Source organism: Cellulomonas fimi (assembly GCF_028583725.1).
GTDB lineage: Bacteria > Actinomycetota > Actinomycetes > Actinomycetales > Cellulomonadaceae > Cellulomonas > Cellulomonas fimi_B.
In genome coordinates this window covers 1,799,313-1,816,697 of sequence record NZ_CP110680.1, presented here as the reverse complement: position 1 = coordinate 1,816,697, position 17,385 = coordinate 1,799,313, and the positions used below count along the sequence as shown (strand labels likewise).

20 protein-coding genes and 2 tRNA genes are annotated in these 17,385 nt (G+C 76.2%); 7 read left to right on the top strand and 15 right to left on the bottom strand.

Annotated features, from left to right (window positions below; translation table 11 throughout):
* Positions 1-47: 47 nt before the first annotated feature.
* Positions 48-857, bottom strand: a complete 810-nt coding sequence (locus OOT42_RS08285; protein WP_273654395.1) for a DUF1206 domain-containing protein — start codon at positions 855-857, stop codon at positions 48-50.
* A gap of 117 nt (positions 858-974) precedes the next feature.
* Here OOT42_RS08285 and OOT42_RS08280 point away from each other — a divergent pair.
* From OOT42_RS08280 to OOT42_RS08270, 3 genes are all read left to right on the top strand, one after another.
* A tRNA-Ile gene (locus OOT42_RS08280) sits at positions 975-1,048 on the top strand.
* A gap of 82 nt (positions 1,049-1,130) precedes the next feature.
* On the top strand, positions 1,131-1,640 hold the full coding sequence (locus OOT42_RS08275) for a hypothetical protein (protein ID WP_273654394.1): 510 nt from the start codon (positions 1,131-1,133) through the stop codon (positions 1,638-1,640).
* A gap of 75 nt (positions 1,641-1,715) precedes the next feature.
* Positions 1,716-1,788: transfer RNA gene (locus OOT42_RS08270), tRNA-Asn, on the top strand.
* A 93-nt stretch (positions 1,789-1,881) separates the two neighbouring features.
* Here OOT42_RS08270 and OOT42_RS08265 read toward each other — a convergent pair.
* A complete protein-coding gene (locus tag OOT42_RS08265) occupies positions 1,882-2,250 on the bottom strand; it encodes an STAS domain-containing protein (RefSeq protein WP_273654393.1) in 369 nt (122 codons plus the stop codon).
* Between the two features lie 122 nt (positions 2,251-2,372).
* Between OOT42_RS08265 and OOT42_RS08260 the strand changes: the two genes are divergently transcribed.
* Positions 2,373-2,765 (top strand): ATP-binding protein, encoded by a 393-nt coding sequence (locus OOT42_RS08260; RefSeq protein WP_273654392.1) that lies wholly within the window; start codon positions 2,373-2,375, stop codon positions 2,763-2,765.
* A 137-nt stretch (positions 2,766-2,902) separates the two neighbouring features.
* Complete coding sequence (locus tag OOT42_RS08255; RefSeq protein WP_273654391.1) at positions 2,903-3,682, top strand: SDR family oxidoreductase; 780 nt, start codon at positions 2,903-2,905, stop codon at positions 3,680-3,682.
* Positions 3,683-3,713: 31 nt separating this feature from the next.
* Here the strand turns inward: OOT42_RS08255 and OOT42_RS08250 are convergent, their stop codons facing one another.
* From OOT42_RS08250 to OOT42_RS08240, 3 genes are read right to left on the bottom strand one after another with little or no spacing between them, the layout of a single operon-like run.
* Complete coding sequence (locus OOT42_RS08250; protein ID WP_273654390.1) at positions 3,714-4,271, bottom strand: GNAT family N-acetyltransferase; 558 nt, start codon at positions 4,269-4,271, stop codon at positions 3,714-3,716.
* Positions 4,272-4,312: 41 nt separating this feature from the next.
* Positions 4,313-5,044 (bottom strand): response regulator, encoded by a 732-nt coding sequence (locus tag OOT42_RS08245; protein ID WP_273654389.1) that lies wholly within the window; start codon positions 5,042-5,044, stop codon positions 4,313-4,315.
* On the bottom strand, positions 5,041-6,294 hold the full coding sequence (locus OOT42_RS08240) for a sensor histidine kinase (protein WP_273654388.1): 1,254 nt from the start codon (positions 6,292-6,294) through the stop codon (positions 5,041-5,043). Before OOT42_RS08240 ends, OOT42_RS08245 begins: the two co-directional genes overlap by 4 nt.
* Before the next feature lie 174 nt (positions 6,295-6,468).
* Between OOT42_RS08240 and OOT42_RS08235 the strand changes: the two genes are divergently transcribed.
* Positions 6,469-7,092, top strand: a complete 624-nt coding sequence (locus tag OOT42_RS08235) for a M15 family metallopeptidase (RefSeq protein ID WP_273654387.1) — start codon at positions 6,469-6,471, stop codon at positions 7,090-7,092.
* Positions 7,093-7,134: 42 nt separating this feature from the next.
* Here OOT42_RS08235 and OOT42_RS08230 read toward each other — a convergent pair whose 3' ends face one another.
* The 8 genes from OOT42_RS08230 to OOT42_RS08195 form a co-directional block, all read right to left on the bottom strand.
* Positions 7,135-7,911 (bottom strand): LLM class F420-dependent oxidoreductase, encoded by a 777-nt coding sequence (locus OOT42_RS08230; protein WP_273654386.1) that lies wholly within the window; start codon positions 7,909-7,911, stop codon positions 7,135-7,137.
* Positions 7,912-8,049: 138 nt separating this feature from the next.
* The gene (locus tag OOT42_RS08225) at positions 8,050-8,463 is read right to left on the bottom strand and encodes a transferase (RefSeq protein ID WP_273654385.1); all 414 of its coding nucleotides are present in this window, start codon (positions 8,461-8,463) and stop codon (positions 8,050-8,052) included.
* A 98-nt stretch (positions 8,464-8,561) separates the two neighbouring features.
* A complete protein-coding gene (locus OOT42_RS08220; RefSeq protein WP_273654384.1) occupies positions 8,562-9,107 on the bottom strand; it encodes a hypothetical protein in 546 nt (181 codons plus the stop codon).
* Positions 9,104-10,558, bottom strand: a complete 1,455-nt coding sequence (locus tag OOT42_RS08215; RefSeq protein WP_273654383.1) for a serine/threonine-protein kinase — start codon at positions 10,556-10,558, stop codon at positions 9,104-9,106. The genes OOT42_RS08220 and OOT42_RS08215 overlap by 4 nt, the downstream gene beginning before the upstream one ends.
* 103 nt (positions 10,559-10,661) lie before the next feature.
* Positions 10,662-11,297 (bottom strand): trimeric intracellular cation channel family protein, encoded by a 636-nt coding sequence (locus OOT42_RS08210; RefSeq protein WP_273654382.1) that lies wholly within the window; start codon positions 11,295-11,297, stop codon positions 10,662-10,664.
* A gap of 49 nt (positions 11,298-11,346) precedes the next feature.
* Entirely contained in the window at positions 11,347-12,357 is a 1,011-nt protein-coding gene (locus OOT42_RS08205) for a DUF389 domain-containing protein (protein ID WP_273654381.1), read from the bottom strand.
* A 51-nt stretch (positions 12,358-12,408) separates the two neighbouring features.
* The gene (locus tag OOT42_RS08200; protein WP_273654806.1) at positions 12,409-12,900 is read right to left on the bottom strand and encodes a metallophosphoesterase family protein; all 492 of its coding nucleotides are present in this window, start codon (positions 12,898-12,900) and stop codon (positions 12,409-12,411) included.
* A gap of 35 nt (positions 12,901-12,935) precedes the next feature.
* Positions 12,936-13,238, bottom strand: coding sequence for a hypothetical protein (locus OOT42_RS08195; protein WP_273654380.1), 303 nt, complete (start codon positions 13,236-13,238; stop codon positions 12,936-12,938).
* A 104-nt stretch (positions 13,239-13,342) separates the two neighbouring features.
* Here OOT42_RS08195 and OOT42_RS08190 point away from each other — a divergent pair, with 104 nt between their 5' ends.
* Complete coding sequence (locus OOT42_RS08190) at positions 13,343-14,140, top strand: transglutaminase-like domain-containing protein (RefSeq protein WP_273654379.1); 798 nt, start codon at positions 13,343-13,345, stop codon at positions 14,138-14,140.
* Positions 14,141-14,187: 47 nt separating this feature from the next.
* On the opposite strand, the gene OOT42_RS08185 is transcribed toward OOT42_RS08190, so the two are convergent.
* Together OOT42_RS08185 and dnaG are read right to left on the bottom strand one after the other, a co-directional pair.
* On the bottom strand, positions 14,188-15,171 hold the full coding sequence (locus OOT42_RS08185) for a diacylglycerol/lipid kinase family protein (RefSeq protein WP_273654378.1): 984 nt from the start codon (positions 15,169-15,171) through the stop codon (positions 14,188-14,190).
* Positions 15,172-15,232: 61 nt separating this feature from the next.
* Positions 15,233-17,368 carry a DNA primase gene (dnaG, locus tag OOT42_RS08180; protein WP_273654377.1) on the bottom strand — a complete coding sequence of 712 codons (2,136 nt, stop codon included), beginning with the start codon at positions 17,366-17,368 and terminating at the stop codon, positions 15,233-15,235.
* Positions 17,369-17,385: the final 17 nt, after the last annotated feature.

Sequence of the window (17,385 nt, the reverse complement as noted above, 5' to 3'; positions counted from 1 at the left end):
TTAGTCAAGAAACGCCGCGTCGGTTGCGTGCGGCAAACGGGTGAACTTCAGAGGCGCCCGTATCTGGCCCGGGCAAACGCATACCCGCCGTACGCGACGAGGCCCAGCGCGACCACGCCCAGCAGGAACGGCCCGCCCGGCTGGTCCCGCAGCGTGTGAAGTGCCTGGTCGAGGCCACCCGCGGCCTGCGGGTCCGCCTTGACGGCCGCGACCACGAACAGCACGCCGACGACGCCGAGCGCCACGCCCTTGAGCACGTAGCCCCATACGCCCAGCCGCTCGACGACCCGCCCCGCTGTCCCCGACGGAAGCCGGTGCAGGTCGGCCAGGAACTTCTTCTTCCAGCCCTTGACCACGTGGTAGACGCCCACGCCCACGATCGCCAGGCCGACGACGGCGACGAGGATCCGCCCCCCGGGTGCCGACATGAGCCGCGCCGTGAGGTCCGCGGTCTGCTGCTCGCTCGACGCGCCACCGCCGCGCGCGAAGGCGAACGACGCGAACGCGAGCGCCAGGTAGACGAGCGCGCGGCCGGCCGCCTTGGCTCGCCACCCGTTCGTCCGCGCCCCCTGGGCACCGCCGCCCGACGTGGGCGGCGCACCCCGGACCGCCTTCGCGACCTCCCACGCTCCCAGCGCCGCGAACGCGACCACGAAGAACCACAGCGCGGCGCCGCCGAACGGCGTCGACGCGACCGTGCCGAGCGCACCCGACTGGTCGGCCTGCTGGCCCCCGCCTCCGAACGCCACCTGGAGCGCCAGCACGCCGATGAGCACGTGCAGCACCCCGCTCACCGCGTACCCGGCACGCGCGGCCAGCTCCCAGCCGTGCTCGGCGTGCGTCGTCGTCCCGCTCATCTGCGCCTCACCACCCGCTCTCCCCCCGCCGTCCCCCGTGTTCCGTCGCGTCGGATCGTGGCAGCGAACCCGGCCGCCCGCGACCGGAGCGGACTGCCGTAGCCTGGGCTTCGCCTCGGGGCAGTAGCTCAGCCGGTCAGAGCAGCGGACTCATAATCCGTGGGTCGTGGGTTCAAGCCCCACCTGCCCCACCCGACAGCACCAGCCGACGCCGCCGCACCCCGGCCGGCCGCCGTGCTCGGGTCGCCCGTCGCACGCGGGTACCGTTGCCCGGTGGCCCTCTCCCGTCGACGTCGGCTCCCCGCGGCCGACCACGCGCTGCTCGACCTGCGCCCCGGCGACCGCGTCCTGGTCGACGCGCACCTGACCGACGGTCGCTGGGCGGTCGCCTCCCGCCGCGCGCTGCACCTGCTCGAGGACGGCAAGGTCGCGCGCGTCCCGTGGAGCGACGTCGACCGCGGCTCGCTCGACCCGGCCACGCGGGTCCTCACCGTCACGTGGGTGTGGGGCGGCACGTCGCGACTCCCGTTCGCGCAGGACTCCGCGTCCGTGAGCTTCACCCAGACGTTCCGCGAGCGTGTGCAGCAGTCCGTCGTGCACGTCGTGCCCGTCACCGTCCCCGGTGGCGCGAAGGTACGGCTCGCGCTGCGCCGCGACGAGGACGGCGAGATCTTCACGCAGGTGCTGGGCGACGCGGACGTCGACGTGGACGACCCCGCCGTGTCCGCGGCCCTCGACGTCGCCGAGGCGGAGGCGCGCGACGCGGTCGGTCTCCCCCGCTGACGACACCTCCCCGGTCGACCGCGACGGGTGGTCCGGAGCACCCTCCGGCGGCTGCTAGAGTTTCTTCCCGCGCGATCCCTCGTAGCTCAATTGGCAGAGCATCCGACTGTTAATCGGACGGTTACTGGTTCGAGTCCAGTCGAGGGAGCAGACACCGAAGGCCCCCGGCCCGCACTCCTGCGGACCCGGGGGCCTTCGTGCCTCTCGTGAGGGCGCCGGGTGTCCCACCGGCGCCACCGGGTCATGTCTCGGACGGACCGCCGTCGACGTCGAACATCGCGACGACGCCCGAGGCCTCGAGGGTCATGAGCGGGCTGCCCGTCGCGCCACGCAGCGGCACGCGTCCGGCGTGGCCGGCCGCGATCGTCACGAGCACGGCGATGACCGAGGAGTCGATGAACGTGGCGCGGCTCAGGTCGACCTCGCGCACGCCCGCGGCCACGAGCGTCGGGCCGAGCTCGCCCCGTGCGACGCCGAGCTCGTCCGCGAGGTCGAGGACGGACGCCACGTCGGCCTCACCGTCGACGCGCAGCACGTGCGGACGGTCGGGGTCGATCCGCAGGCCGTCGGGCTGAGCAGCGGCGCCGTCCGGGCGCGACAGTGATGTCACCCGCCCAGTATGGCGACTCCGTGCGCGGGCCGTCGCACCCGTGTCCCCCGACCGGGTGCGAGCGTGCGCGGACGCGCCGACGACGGTGCGCGCGGACACGTGCGGGCGGGTACGGTCGGCGGGTGCACGCGGAGGTCGACGGCAACGAACGCTCGTTCGCGTCGTCCGTCGGCTCTCTCGCGCGGGCGCGCGCCTGGTCGATGGAGCGTGCGCGTGACGCGGGCGCCCCGAAGCGGGTCGTCGACGCCGTCCAGCTCGCGATGAGCGAGGCGTTCACCAACGCGGTGCGGCACGCCCCCGGGTCGCAGACGATCGACGTGCGCGCGGTCCAGCGGGAGCGGGAGGTGACGTTCGAGGTGCACGACGGCACGTCGATGGCCCCCCGCCGGCGGACCGGCCGCGAGGGCCTGCCGGGCGGGCACGGCCTGCACATCCTCGACGCCGTCACGTCGGGCTGGGGATGGCGCCCGACCCGGGGTGCGGGGAAGGTCGTCTGGTTCACCGTCCGCTGGTGACCGGCCGCGACGGCGCCCCCACGGTGCCGTCGGGGGCCGCGCCGGGCGCGCGGGCGGGTCGGCGGTTACCGTCGAGCCACGCGGGGGTGTCCGGACGGCGGCGCGGACCCGTGGTCGGTGAGGAAAGAGGGCGGACGATGACGTCCACGGACAAGGTCGCGCTCGTCACGGGTGCCGGCTCGGGCATCGGGCGGGCGTCGGCGGTGCGGCTCGCGGCGGACGGCATGACGGTCGTCGTGCTGGGGCACCGGCAGGAGAGCGCCGACGAGGTCGCCGCGGAGATCCGCGACGCGGGCGGCACGGCGCTGCCCGTCGCGGCGGACGTCGCCGACGCGCAGGCGGTGCGGGACGTCGTGCGGCGCGTCGAGGACGAGCTGGGGCGGCTCGACGTGGTCGTCGCGAACGCGGGCGTCAACGGCGTGTGGGCGCCGGTCGACGAGATCGAGCCCGACGAGTGGGACGCGACCATCGGCACGAACCTCACGGGGACGTTCCTCACGCTGCGGTACACCGTGCCGCTGCTGGTGCGGCAGGGTGGCGCCGTCGTGGTCGTGTCGTCGATCAACGGGACGCGCACGTTCAGCAACTCCGGCGCGTCGGCGTACGCGACGAGCAAGGCCGGTCAGGTCGCGCTCGCGCGGATGCTGGCCGTCGAGCTCGCGCCGCGCGGCGTGCGGGTCAACGTCGTGTGCCCGGGCGCGATCGACACGGAGATCGGCGACAACACCGAGCAGCGGCACACCGAGCGCCTGGGCGTGCGGACCGAGTACCCCGACGGGCAGATCCCGCTCACGGGTGAGGAGCCCGGGCGGGCGTCGCAGGTCGCCGACGCCGTCGCGTTCCTCGTGTCCGACGCGGCGAGCCACGTGACCGGCACCGAGGTGTTCGTCGACGGCGGGCAGTCGCTCGTCGTGTGAGGACCGGGCCGGCACGGCACGCCCCGGGGCGTCACGGGCCGGTCGTCGTCACCGCGAGGGCGTCCGCGCCGAGCGGACGGTCCGCGAGCACGAGCCGGACCGCCTCGGGGTCGGGGTTGCCGACGTCGGGACCGCGCCACACGACCGTGAGCCCGAGGCGCTCCGCGAGGCGCCGCGACGGCGTGTTGTGCTCGAGCAGGTACGCGACGACGGGCACGTCCGGCCGGACCTCGCGGGCGGCCGCGAGCGCCGCGCGCGCCAGCTCGTGCGCGAGCCCGCGGCCCTGCGCCTCGACCGCGAACCGGTAGTAGACGTTCCACACGGTGCCCGCACGCAGCATCGCGCCGATGCCGAGCACCCGGTCGTCCTCGCGGTCACGCGCCGTCCAGTAGCCGAGGCCGTCGTCGTCCCACGCGGCGGCGTACCGCTCGATCCGGGCGCGGGTCTCGCCGACCTCGGTGTGCCGGCCCGAGGGGAGGTGCTGCCACAGCCGCGGGTCCGCGTCGAGCGCGAACAGCGGCTCGGCGTCCTCCACGCGCACGGCATCGAGGCGGAGGCGGTCGGTCAGGACGCGGCGCAGGTCGCTCACCGCACGACCGTAGGTGAGCGGTGCCGCTGCCGCCTCCGGCGTCAGCCGCAGGTCGACGCGTCCGGCTCGCCGGTCGGCCGCTCCCCCGCCGGACGGACGAGGCCCGCGTCGAACGCCGCGACGACGAGCTGCACGCGTGACGTGAGGCCGAGCCGCGTCAGCATCGAGCTGACGTGGCTCTTCACGGTCGCCTCCGTGAGCGCGAGCGCCGCCGCCACCTCGGCGTTCGTCGCCCCGGTCGCGAGCCGGACGAGGACGTCGCGCTCGCGGGGCGTGAGGCGCTCGAGCACGTGCCGCGCGGCGGGCGTGGCGGTGCGCGACCGCGTCGCGTCGGCGGCCTCCGCGAGCCGCACGTACCGGTCCACGACGTGGCGCGTCACCGACGGGTCGAGCAGCTGGTCGCCCGCGTGCACCCGCCGGACGGCGGCGACGAGGTCGGCCGGGTCCGCGTCCTTGAGGAGGAACCCGTCGGCCCCGGCGCGCAGCGCCGCGACCACGTACTCCTCGTCGTGGAACGTCGTGAGCACGATCGTGCGCGTCGCGGCGAGCGTCGGCTCCGCGACGAGCGCCGCGACCGCGTCGATGCCGTTGCCGTCGGGCATGCGGATGTCCATGAGGACGACGTCGGGCCGGACCTCGCGCACCACGTCCACGGCCCCCGCACCCGTGCCGGCCTCGCCGACCACGGACACGTCGTCCTCGTGCTCGAGGATCATGCGCAGGCCGAGGCGGATCGTGGGCTGGTCGTCGACCACCACGACGCGCACCGTCACCGTGCCACCTCCGGCGGGACCGGGAACGACGCCCGGACCTCCCACCCGCCGTCGCCCGTCGGCCCGGTCTCCAGGTGCGCGCCGCACGCACGCGCCCGTTCCCGCATGTGGACGAGCCCGTGACCGCCGGACGCGTGGCCGCCGCGGGACGGGCCGGGGTCGCGCACGGCGAGGTGCAGCGACGCGCCCACGCGCTCGACGCGGACCTCGGCCCGGGTGGCGTGCGAGTGCAGCAGCACGTTCGTCAGCGCCTCCTGGGCGATGCGCGCGACCGCGAGCGCGACGTCGGCCGGGAGGTCGGGGCCGTCGGGCAGCGTGAGGTCGACGGCGACGCCGGCGTCGCGCAGACGCGCTGCTGCGCGGGCGACCTCGTCGACGCCGGGCGTCGGCGCCAGCGCCGCGGGCGCCCCGGCGGGCGCGTCCGTCCGCAGCACGTGCACGAGGCCGCGCATCGCCGCGAGCGCCTCCTTGCCGGCCCCCGCGATCCACGCGGTCGCCTCGGCGGTGGCCTCGGGGCGACGACCGGCGACGCGGTTCGCGGCCTGCGCCCGCACGACGATCGCGCTCACGTGGTGCGCGACGACGTCGTGCAGCTCGCGGGCGATCCGGTTGCGCTCGGCGAGCACGGCGCGCTCGGTGCGCTCGGCCTGCATCCGGCGCAGCTCGGCGTTGCGTGCGGCGAGGTCCGCGCTGGTGCGCTCGAGCCGGTGCACGACGGCGCCGAGCACCACGGCCGCGCACGCGAGCGCGGCGAGCGCGACGGAGTACGAGAGGTCGACGAGCGGGAGCCACGGCAGCCGCCAGACCTCGAGGTCGCGCGTCAGGGCCGGACCGCCGGGGACCAGCAGCGCGAACGTCCCGCCGACGGTCGCGGCCGCCCCGAGAACCGGCCCGACGGCGCCTGCGCGCGCCCCGACGAACGCCGCGGCGAGCAGCGGGACGAGGTGCAGCTCGGACTGCAGACCGGTCCGGTAGACGAGCGGGTAACCGACGACGACCCCCCAGAACGTCGCGCGGGGGTGCCGTCGCCACGCGGCGACGACGACCGCCAGGGCCAGGCCGCACGACCACCACGCCGAGACCCAGCGGGGGTTCCACCAGTCCGAGGAGCGCAGGACCTCGACGGCCGCGCACCACGCGAGCCCGACGAGGCCGCCGAGCGCCGCGTCCCGCGCGGCCCCGCCGGGCGACGGGGCGCCGACGTCCCGCGGTGTCGGGGCGACCGTCGGGGTCCGGGCGGTCTCCTGCACGAGGCGACGCTAACCGCGCGACCGTGCGCTGCCCGACCGCCCCTGGACGGAGATCCGCACCGGGCCCGTCCGCCCCAGGGCGGACACCGCGTGCTGCGCTTCCGCCGTGCGGGCCCGCACGGTTCGGTCGGGGCGCCGACGCGGCGGCGTGGTGTCCCTGCGGACGCTGGGACCATGACCAGCAGGACGACCCGCCCCCGCCGCACCACTCGCCCCACCGCCACGCTCGTGGTGGCCACGATCGTCGTCGTGGCCGCCGCGGGCGCGACCGCGTGCGCGACCGGCGCCCTCGGCTCGGTGCTCGCACCGCCCGGGGCGTCACCGGCCACCGCGGAGCCGGAGGACGCGGTGCAGCCGCAGGGGGCGCCGGCGCCGGAGGGGGCCGACCAGCCCGCGGCCGACGCGCCGCCGCGGGACACCGACGGGATCGACCCCGAGCTGCTGCGGCGGTTCGACGACGCCCGCGCGGCGGCGGCGGAGGACGGCGTGGACCTCACCATCACGTCGGGTCACCGGACCGCACGCGAGCAGCAGGCGCTCGTCGACGACGCGCTCGCGCGCTACGGCTCCGAGGCGGAGGCGCACCGGTGGGTCGCGCCCGTCGACGGTTCCGCGCACGTGGCGGGCACCGCGATCGACGTCGGACCGACCGCGGGCGCGTACTGGCTGATGGACCACGGCGCCGAGTTCGGGCTGTGCCAGGTGTTCGCGAACGAGGTCTGGCACTTCGAGGCGACGATCGAGCCGGGCGGGACGTGCGGGCCGACCGTGCCGGACGCGTCGGTCCTGTGGCACTGAGCGGGGCACGCCCTCGCCCGGGCGCACGGGCGGTGCGGCGGCTCAGCCCTGCGCGTCGCGCCAGGCGACCCACTGCTCGGCGAGCGACAGGTCGTAGTCCGGGCCCGACGTGCCGACGGTGAACAGCGTCACCCCGGCGTCGACGAGCGCGTCCGCGACCTCGGCGGGCGGGGCGCTGACGGCGACGCTGCGCTCGACGAGCGCCCCGGTGTCACGGCCGACGGCCTGCCCGTGCTCGTCGAGGATCGCGCTCTTGCGCGTGAGGGTGTCGACGTCGCCGAACGAGTGCCACGCGTCCGCGTGCTCCGCGACGACTCGCAGCGTCTTGCGCTCGCCGCCGCCGCCGATGAGGACCGGGATCTCGCGGGTCGGCACGGGGTTCGACCTCGACCAGCGCGCCTTGATGCGCGGCAGGGCGTCCGCGAGGTCGGCGATCCGCGACCCCGCGGTCCCGAACTCGTAGCCGAACTGGTCGTAGTCCTTCTCGAACCAGCCCGCGCCGATGCCGAGGATCAGCCGGCCGCCGCTGATGTGGTCGACCGTGCGGGCCATGTCGGCCAGCAGTTCGGGGTTGCGGTAGGAGTTGCAGGTCACGAGCGCGCCGAGCTCGACGCGGCTCGTCTGCTCGGCCCACGCGCCGAGCATGGTCCAGCACTCGAAGTGCTTGCCGTCGGGGTCGCCCGACAGCGGGAAGAAGTGGTCCCAGTTGAAGATGACGTCGACGCCGAGGTCCTCGGCGCGGCGTACGGCGTCGCGGATCTGGGCGTAGTCGGCGTGCTGGGGCTGGAGCTGGACTCCGATGCGGAGACGACGTGTCATGCCCGCCACGCTACGTCTGCCGCGCGCCGTGCGCGGTCCGGCCACGGGACGGTCTCACGCTGCGGTCGGCGCGTCCGGCCTGCCGTGACGTGCACAGGCCCGCGTCGACCTCGAGCGAGGTCGACGCGGGCCTGCGGTCTAGGCGGCCTCGCGCCGGCCGGCGTGGCGCGGGACGACGGCGCCGTCGGGGACGATCGCGTCCTGCTCGACGTGCGCGCCGGACTCGACGACGACGTCCGCACCGAGGCGGGCGCGGCTGCCGATCCGGGCGCGCGCCCCGACGCGGGTGCCGGGGCGCAGGTGGACGGTGGAGCCGACCACGACGTCCGGGCCGACCTGCACGTCGCGGTCCACCCAGCTGGCGGTGCCGATGCGCGCCCGGGGCCCGACGCGTGCGCCGGACTCCACGTAGGCGGTGTCGGCGACCGTCGCCTCCTCGTGCACCTGGGCGCCGGGCGACACGAGCCCGCCGCCGTTGGGGTGGCGGTCGTAGCGCATGGTAGTGCCGTCGTCGGCCTCGAACTCGATCCGTCCGCGGGTCTTCCTGGTCATGCCACTCCTCTCGGGAACGGTTCTCGACTCACCTCAACGAGCACGCAGGCGCGCATGTTTCCGCGCACGGGTGCGTTGCGCTGAGGGCGAAGTGCCGGTCAGTCCTTGCCGGGCTTCTTCGCGTGCGGCGGCGTCTTCGGCTCGCCCTTGCCCGGCCCCGGTGTCCGGTTCGCCTCCGCCTCCGCGCGCGCGGCGGCCGCCTCCGCCTGGGCCTTCGCGAGGGCGGCGTCCGCCTCCGCCTGGGCTGCGGCGGCCTGCTCCGCGGCCTCGGCGGTCGCCTGGGCGCGTGCGGCGTCCGCCGCCGCCTCGGCCGCGGCCGCCTGCGCAGCCGCCTCGGCCGCCGCCTGCGCCGACGCGGACGCCTCGAGCTCGGTCGCGACGTCGTCGAGCGCGTCGGACAGCGTCGCGTAGCGCTCGGCGGAGAGGTCGCCGTGCGCGCGGCCGTCCTCCACCTCGGCCCGCAGGCGGTCGAGCAGCGCGGCCGCGGCGTCGTACCGCCCCTCGGCCGACGCCTGCGTCACCGCGAGCACGTCCGACTGGAGCGCCCGCGCGCGGCCCGCGTCGAGGTCCGGTCGTGCGCAGCCGCCGACACCGACGAGCACGGCGGCCAGCACGACCGTCGCCGCCCACCGCCGCGCGCTCACGGATCCACCCCGTGCTGCAGCCGCACGAGCGCGTCGCCGAGCGGCCCCTCGACGACCGGATACGCCGGCGGGGGCGTGTCGGGGGTGGCGTCCGCCGGCGGTTGCGCGAGCAGGACGACCGCGAGCGCGATCCCCGCGACGACCGCCGCGGCCACGACGGCGACCGGCGTGCGACCCCACCGGCCGACGGCCGTCCGTACGGCTGCGCCGACACGCTCGACGACGGTCGCCGCGACGTCCCGGGTGCCGCGGACCCACGACCGCGGCGCGCGTGCCGGGCGCACGGTGGCGGGCGCTCGTGTCGCGTCGTCGGCGTCGGCCGCGTCCGCCGGGGCGTCGTGCTCGGTCCCGGCGCGTGCCTCGCCGGGCGCGAGACCGAGGGCGGTGGCGTCCGCGGCGACGGTCGGCTCGTCGACGAGCCCGCGGCCGGCGGCGGGCAGACCGAGGGCGGCCGCGTCGGCGGCGGCCGTCGGCAGGTCGGCGATCGCCTCGGCACCCGCGGGGCGCGCGGCCGGGAGCACGAGCGTCGCGCCGGGCCCGGGGAGGGCCCCGGCACGGCCCTCGAGGACGTCCGCGAGGCGGCGCGCGACCTCGTCGGCGGTCGGGCGGTCCTCGGGTCGGCGACGTGTCATGCGCACGATCAGGTCGGCGAGGTGACCGTCGACGTCGTCGGGCACGTCCGGGTCGCGCGAGAGGCGTGCGGCGGCGACCTCGGCCATCGTGCCGGCGAACACCGGCCGCCCGGTGACGCACTCGAGCAGGACCAGCCCGAGCGCGTACACGTCGCTCGACGGGGCCAGCGTGCTCCCGACCGCCTGCTCGGGGCTCAGGTAGGACGCCGTGCCGACGATCATGCCCGTCACCGTGAGGCGCGTCGCGGCGGCGAGGCGGGCGATGCCGAAGTCGACGAGCTTGACGGGGTGGTCGGGCAGCTCGTCGAGGTCGAGGCAGTCGTCAGTGGTGAGCAGGATGTTGCCGGGCTTGACGTCGCGGTGGATGACGTCGCGCGCGTGCACGACGGCGAGCGCCTCGGCGGCGGCCCGGCCCACGGCGGCGGTCTGGCGCACGCTGAGCGGCCCGTCGGCGAGACGGCGTGCGAGCGTCGGCCCGGGGACGAGCTCCATGACGAGGTACGCCTGCACCTCGTCGCCGTCGACGGGGACCGTGTCCGCGTCGAACAGCCGCACCAGTCCGGGGTGCCGCAGTCCTGCGAGGACGCGGATCTCGGCCTCGTGACGGCGCAGGTCGTCGCTCGCGCGGGGCACGGGCGGCAGGACCTTGACGGCGACGACCCGGTGCAGCAGCTCGTCCGTGGCACGGTGGACGACGGCGGCGCCGCCGCGGCCGATCACCTCGTCGAGCCGGTACCGGTGCCCGAGGACCACGGGAGCAGCGGGCGCGCCGGTCCCCCGGGACGGCGTCGGCGCGCTGCCGAGGACGGACGGTGGCACGTCGAACGACGCTAGGCGACGGTTCGACGAGGCGCACGCCGGGACGGCGGCCCCGCACCCGTCCGGGCGACACCTCTCGGGACCCGGACCGCGCAGCCGCTGGTCAGCGCGACGGGAAGCCGCGCCACGGTCCGGGCACGGTGAGCCGGAACCGCAGCGCGAGGACGCGCAGCACGAAGATCAGGAGCACCGCGCCCGTGATGGTCGCGCCGTCGAGGGCCTCCCACCGCCACAGGACCACGGTCAGCACCGCGCCCAGCAGCGCGGGCACCGCGTAGAGCTGCCGGTGGTGCAGCACGACCGGGACCTCGCCGGTGAGCAGGTCCCGCAGCACTCCCCCGCCGACGCCCGTCATCACCCCCACCAGGACCGCCGCGACCGCCGTCGTGCCGAGCTCGAGGCCCTTGATCGTGCCGACGACGGTGAACACGGCGAGCGCTCCCGCGTCGAGCACGACGATGACGCGGCGCGCCCGCTCGAGCCGCGGGTGGAAGAAGTACATGGTGAACGCGCCGACGACGGCCGTGACGACGAGGCGCCAGTCGGAGATGCCCACGGGCGGCACGGCGCCGATGAGCACGTCGCGCAGCATGCCGCCGCCGAGGCCGGCCGCCCAGCCGAGCACGAGGATGCCGAACACGTCGAACTGCTTGCGGACCGCGGCGAGGGCGCCCGACATCGCGCCGACGAAGACGCCGAGGATCTCGAGCAGCGGCTCGTACGGCAGGTCGGCGATCACGGGACGCCATCTTCCCAGGCGCGCGCACCGGCCGGCCGGGACCCGCGGCTCACGCCGCACCGTCCGGCGGGCGCAGCGGTCCGGCGTGCGGGCCGTGCGTCGCCGCGCGCCCGATGCGTGCGGCGAACCGGGCGCGCCGCACCGACGCACGCCGCCACACCGTCTGCTGCACGACCAGCGTGAGCCACCCGGAGACGGCCATGCCCGTGATGTTGACCACGAGCTGCAGCACGCTGCCCGTGATCTCCTCCGGGACCCCGAACGCGATGCCGAGGGCCACGTTGCCCGCGGCCGGGATCGTCGTGACGGAGATGAACACGCCGGTCAGACCCCCGACGCGCGACGACGTGAGCGAGAGCACCCCCGCCGCGCCCGCGATCACGGCGACCACGATCGACCACCGGTCCGGCCGGTAGATGAAGTCCGTCCCGGGACGCGGGCCGGTCACGTCGTCGAGCGTCACCCAGCCGACCCCGCGCAGCACGAGCGCCGCCGCGGCGGCCAGCCCGATCGCGACGACGAAGCCCACGAGCAGCGCGAGCGCGGCACGCCGCAGCAGCCGCCAGCGCCGCCGCACGAGCGCGACGCCGAGGGCGGCGACGGCCCCGAACTCCGGGCCGAGCACCATCGCACCGATGACGATCACCGGGGAGTCGACGATGATCGCGACGCTCGCGAGCAGCGTCGCGAGGGTCATGAAGCTGAGGAACGTCCAGGTGAGCTCGGTGTCGTCGTACGCGCGGAGCACGACCTGCGGCCAGACGACCGAGTCGGCGCTCGCGCCGGGAGCGAGCCGCTCCGCCTCCCAGCCCGCGCGCGACACCCACGTGTCGACGGGCGTGAGCTGGATCGTGCCGACCTGCTGGACGTCGAGCGCGAGGAGCCGCTCGACGACGTCGTCCGCGGCCTCGCGTGCGAGGTCGGCCGTCACGACGTCGCCCTCCGGGCGCAGCGCCGCGCCCGCGCCGACCGTGAGCGCCGACACCGCTGGGTCGTCCCGGAGCACGCCGAGCACGGCGTCCGTGACGTCGGCCGGGACCGTGACGCGCAGCTGGAGCACGGCGACAGTCTGGCGCGGCCCGTGCGCGCGCCCCGGTCGCCACGCGGGTGCCTAGCGGACGCGTGGCGGCAGCGCGTGCAGCGCCAGGTCGTGCAGGGCGCCGTCCGCGAGCGTGAACGTCAGGTAGGTGCACGCCGGCTGGCGGCGGCGGTCCGTGGGCGACCCCGGGTTGAGCAGGCGCAGGCCGCCCGGCGTCGTGGTGTCCCACGGGATGTGCGAGTGGCCGAACACGAGCAGGTCCAGGTCGGGGTACGCGTCGTCGCACCGCCGCTCACGCCCCGCCGCCGCACCGGTCTCGTGCACCACGCCGACGCGCACCCCGGCGACCGTCGTGCGGGCCAGCTCGGGAACGCGCGCCCGCACGTCGGCGCCGTCGTTGTTGCCGTGGCAGGCCAGCAGGCGACGGGACCGGGCGGCGAGGGCGTCGACGAGCGGCGCGCTCACCCAGTCGCCGGCGTGCACCACGAGGTCGGCATCGTCCACCGCCTCCCACAGCGCGGCGGGCAGGTCCCGCGCGCGGCCCGGCACGTGGGTGTCGGCCATCGCGACGACGCGCACGCGCTCACCCCGCGGCACGCTCACGGTCGCGGGTCCACGCGCCGCCACGAGCGCTCGTCGCGACGTTCGCCGGTCCCGGCGGCGCAGCGGTGGCAGCGGTGCGCGACCGCGTCGGCGTGCGCACCGGTGGCGGGGTCCGCGTCCGCCCACGACACGTGCGGGAACCGCGCGAGGTCGGCCCGCGCGAGCGGCAGCCCGCACACCGTCTGGTTGGTGCCGGGCAGCCACGCGTGCACGTCGCCGGCCGGTCGGTGGACCCCGTCGGGGTCCACCCACGTGCTCGACGCGGCGACCCGTGCGCCGCTCACCCGTCGTGTCGCCACGAGCCCTCCTCCGCCCGCTGGACGGAACGCCCGGCGAGCCTCACACTTGCCGTCGCCCCCTCGATGTTCCGGCCGCAGAGTGCCGGGAAAGGACCCGTGCGGTCGTGCTGCGCACCGTGACCTCCCACCTGTCGATCGACGTGCGGCAGCCGCTCGAGCTGCTGCTCGCCGTGGCCGTCGCGGACGGCGCCCACGACCGCTCCGAACAGCTCACCGTCCGCCACGAGGACGGCCCGCTCGACGTCGTCGAGATCAAGGGGCCGCACGGCGGCCGCACCCACCGCGTCCTCGCGCCGGCCGGTCGGCTGGTGGTCGACTACAGCGCCACGGTCATCGGTCAGGCCGACGCCCCGCCCGTCGAGGACGTCGACCTCGTCGAGTACCGCCGGCCCAGCCGGTACGCCGAGTCCGACCGCCTGCTCGCGTTCGCGCGCGACCAGTTCCGCGGGCTCGCCGGTGCCGAGCTGCTCGACGCGGTGGTCGCGTGGGTCGCGGGACACGTCACCTACCTGTCGGGGTCGAGCCTGCCGACGGACGGCGCGACCGACACGCTGCTCAAGCGACGGGGCGTGTGCCGGGACTTCGCGCACCTCGTCGTCGCGCTGCTGCGCGCGACCGACGTCCCCGCGCGGCTGGTGTCGGTCTACGCGCCGGGGCTCAAGCCCATGGACTTCCACGCGGTCGCGGAGGCGTACGTCGACGGCGGCTGGCACGTCGTCGACGCGACCCGCCTCGCGCCGCGCGAGTCGTTCGTGCGGATCGCGACGGGCCGCGACGCGACCGACACCGCGTTCATGTCGTACTACGGCGGTGCGCTGACGCTGCGGTCGATGACCGTGACCGCGACCGTGCACGGCACGCTCCCCGTCGACGACGGCACGGGTCTCGTCACGCTGCGCTGAGGTCCCGCCGGCTGCTCGGCGGTCCCGTCGCGGGTCCGCGGTGGGCGTCACCGGTCGTGCGGCCCGCCCTCGGCGAGGTCGGGCGACTCGTCGGGCTGGTGCACGCACACCCACAGGCTGCGCGGCTCGACGGTCACCTCGAGCGTGCGGCCCGGGTCGAGCACGTCGCCGTCGAGCTGACGGGGCTGCGGGCGGTCGCACCGGATCACGACGTGCGAGCCGCGCACGATCTCGCGGGCAGGCACGCGCTTGTGGCGCAGCGCGATGCCGACGAGCAGCTGCACCCAGTGCCCGACGTTCTTGGGCGCGAGGACGGCCACCTCCATCGTGCCCGTGTCCGGCTGGGCGTCCGGGAGCAGCGTGATACCGCCCTGGAGGCGTCCGACGTTGCCGACGAGCACGGAGCGCGCGCGGCGACGTCGGGGCGCGCCGCCGTCGACCTCGATCTCGACGTGCATCTCGTCGTCGGCGAGGTGCTTGATCGCGGAGAAGACGTAGGCGATCGAGCCGGCCGTGTTCTTGAGCTTCGTCGGCGCGTCGTCCATGGTCGCGGCGTCCAGGCCCATCCCCGCCATGACGGCGAACACCTGCCCGTCGGCACGGCCGACGTCGATCTGCCGGCGCCCACGCTTCAGCACGGTGTCGACGCCGTCGGGCACGTTCGTCGGCACGTCGAGGTTCGCGGCGAGCAGGTTCCCGGTGCCGCCCGGCAGCACCGCGAGCGCGGTCTCCGTCCCGACGAGCCCTTCGATGACCGCGCGGACGGTGCCGTCGCCGCCGCACACCAGGACCACGTCGGCGCCGTCCTCGACGGCCTGGCGGGCCTGGCCCGTACCCGGGTCCTCGGCCGTCGTCTCGAGCCACGCGGGCGCGGGCCAGCCGGCCTCGGCGAGCTGGTCGGTGATGGCCTTGCGGAGCTCGTCCGTGCCCTCCACCCGGTTCGGGTTGACGACCACCGCGGTGCGCAGCGGCTCGTCGCCGTCGCGCTGCTGCGGGGCCGGCTCGGTCGGGGTGGCGGCGGTGTTGGTCACGGACGCGATTGTCCTGCCCGCCGCCCTGTCGTGCGCGGTGAGCGGACCGGTGCCGGTCGCGTCAGGCGCTCTCGCGCAGCGTGCGGCGGCGACCCTCGAGCGCGACGAGCTCCGCGAACGCGGCCTGGTACGCGGCGGCGTCCTCCGCGGGGTCCATCCGCTGCAGACGGCCGCGCAGGTCCGCGATGTTCCGGGTGAAGCCGATCTCGACCAGCCGCAGCACCACGTCGCGCACGTAGCCGGGCATCGACTCGGGCCGGTCCTCGGGCAACGGTGCGACGGCCAGCTCGGTCACGAGCGGCCGCACGGCCTCCGCCGCCTGCTCGACGACCGCGTCGACCCACCCCGTCGACGCCCCGCCCGCCGCCGCGGCCGCCGCGCGTGCGGCCGCGAGGCCGCCGGCGGCCCGCACTGCCTCGTGCACCGCGCGGTGGGCGGGGGCCGCGAACGCGTCGGCGCCGAGGTCGTCGAACTGCGCGGGCACGTGCTCGGGCTGCTGGAGGACGACCTCGAGCGCCGTCCGCTCGATCTGCACGACCGGGTCGCGGCGGTCCGGCGCGGGCATCCGCGCGACGGGTGCCTCGGCGAACGGGCCGTCGGCGCGCTCGTCACGGGCCCACCGGTCGTCCGGCCGACCGCGTCCGTCCGGACCGGGGCGGCGGTCGTCCGACCGCGACCACTGCCCGTCGCGCCGTCCGCCGTCGCCGCGCCCGCGCGCACCGTCGCCACCGCGCCACTCGGGACGCCCGCCACGGCCGTCCGCGCGGCCGCCGTCGGGTCGCGCGCGACGCTCGTCGGGCCGCTGCTCGCCGGACCGCGCGGCACCGCCCCGGCCCGGACCGGCCGCCGCGACCGCACGCCGCACGGTCTCCTGGTCGTCGATGCCGAGCCACCCCGCGAGCAGGCGCGTGTACTCCGGGCGCAGCGCCGCGTCCCTGATGCCCGCCACGACCGGTGCGGCGGCCCGCAGCGCGGCGACGCGACCCTCGGCGGTGCGCAGGTCGTGCGAGTCGAGCGTCGACCGGATGACGAACTCGAACAGCGGCGTGCGCCCGGCGACGAGCGCGCGCACGGCGTCCGGGCCCTTCGCCTGGCGCAGCTCGCACGGGTCCATGCCCGACCGCTCGACGGCCACGAACGTCTGCGCCGAGAACGACTGGTCCTCGCCGAACGCGCGGAGCGCGGCCTTCTGCCCGGCGGCGTCGCCGTCGAACGTGAAGATGATCTCGCCGCCGACCGACGTGCCCGACGCGAGCTGCACCCCGCCCGTCGAGCCGGCGTCGCCGACGAGCCGGCGCACGATGCGCGCGTGGTCCGACCCGAACGCCGTCCCGCACGTCGCGACCGCCGAGCCGACGCCCGACAGGTGCATCGCCATGACGTCGGTGTAGCCCTCGACGACCACGACCCGCTTGTCGCGCTGCATGTCGCGCTTCGCCAGGTCGATGCCGTACAGCACCTGCGACTTGCGGTAGAGCGGCGTCTCCGGGGTGTTGAGGTACTTCGGCCCCTGGTCCTCGTCGAACAGGCGCCGCGCGCCGAACCCGACGGTCTCCCCCGTGACCTCGCGGATCGGCCAGACGAGCCGGCCGCGGAACCGGTCGTAGACGCCGCGCTGCCCCTGGCTGACCAGCCCTGACGCCACAAGCTCCGCCTCGGTGAAGCTGCGGCCGCGCAGGTGCCGCAGCAGGCCGTCCCAACCCTGCGGCGCGAACCCGACGCCGAACTGCTCGGCGGCCGAGCGGTCGAACCCGCGCTCGGCGAGGAAGGCGCGTCCCGCGGCCGCGGCGGGCGTCGTGAGCTGCTCGCGGTAGAACTCCTCGGCGACGCGGTGCGCGTCGAGCAGGCGACGACGCCGGCCCGGCTCGTCGCCCGGGCGCGGGGCACCGCCCTCCTCGTACCGGAGCTGGATGCCGACGCGGCCCGCGAGGTACTCGACGGCCTCCGCGAAGCCCAGCCCGTCGACCTTCATGACGAACGCGATGACGTCGCCGCCCTCGCCGCAGCCGAAGCAGTGGTAGCGCCCGACCTGCGGGCGGACGTGGAACGACGGCGAGCGCTCGTCGTGGAACGGGCACAGGCCCTTCATCGACCCGACGCCCGCGGGCTTCAGGCTGACGTGGGCGCCGACGATCTCCTCGATGCGCGCACGCTCGCGGACCGCCTCCACGTCCTCCCGTCGGATGCGTCCCGCCACGCCGGTGAGTCTAGGCG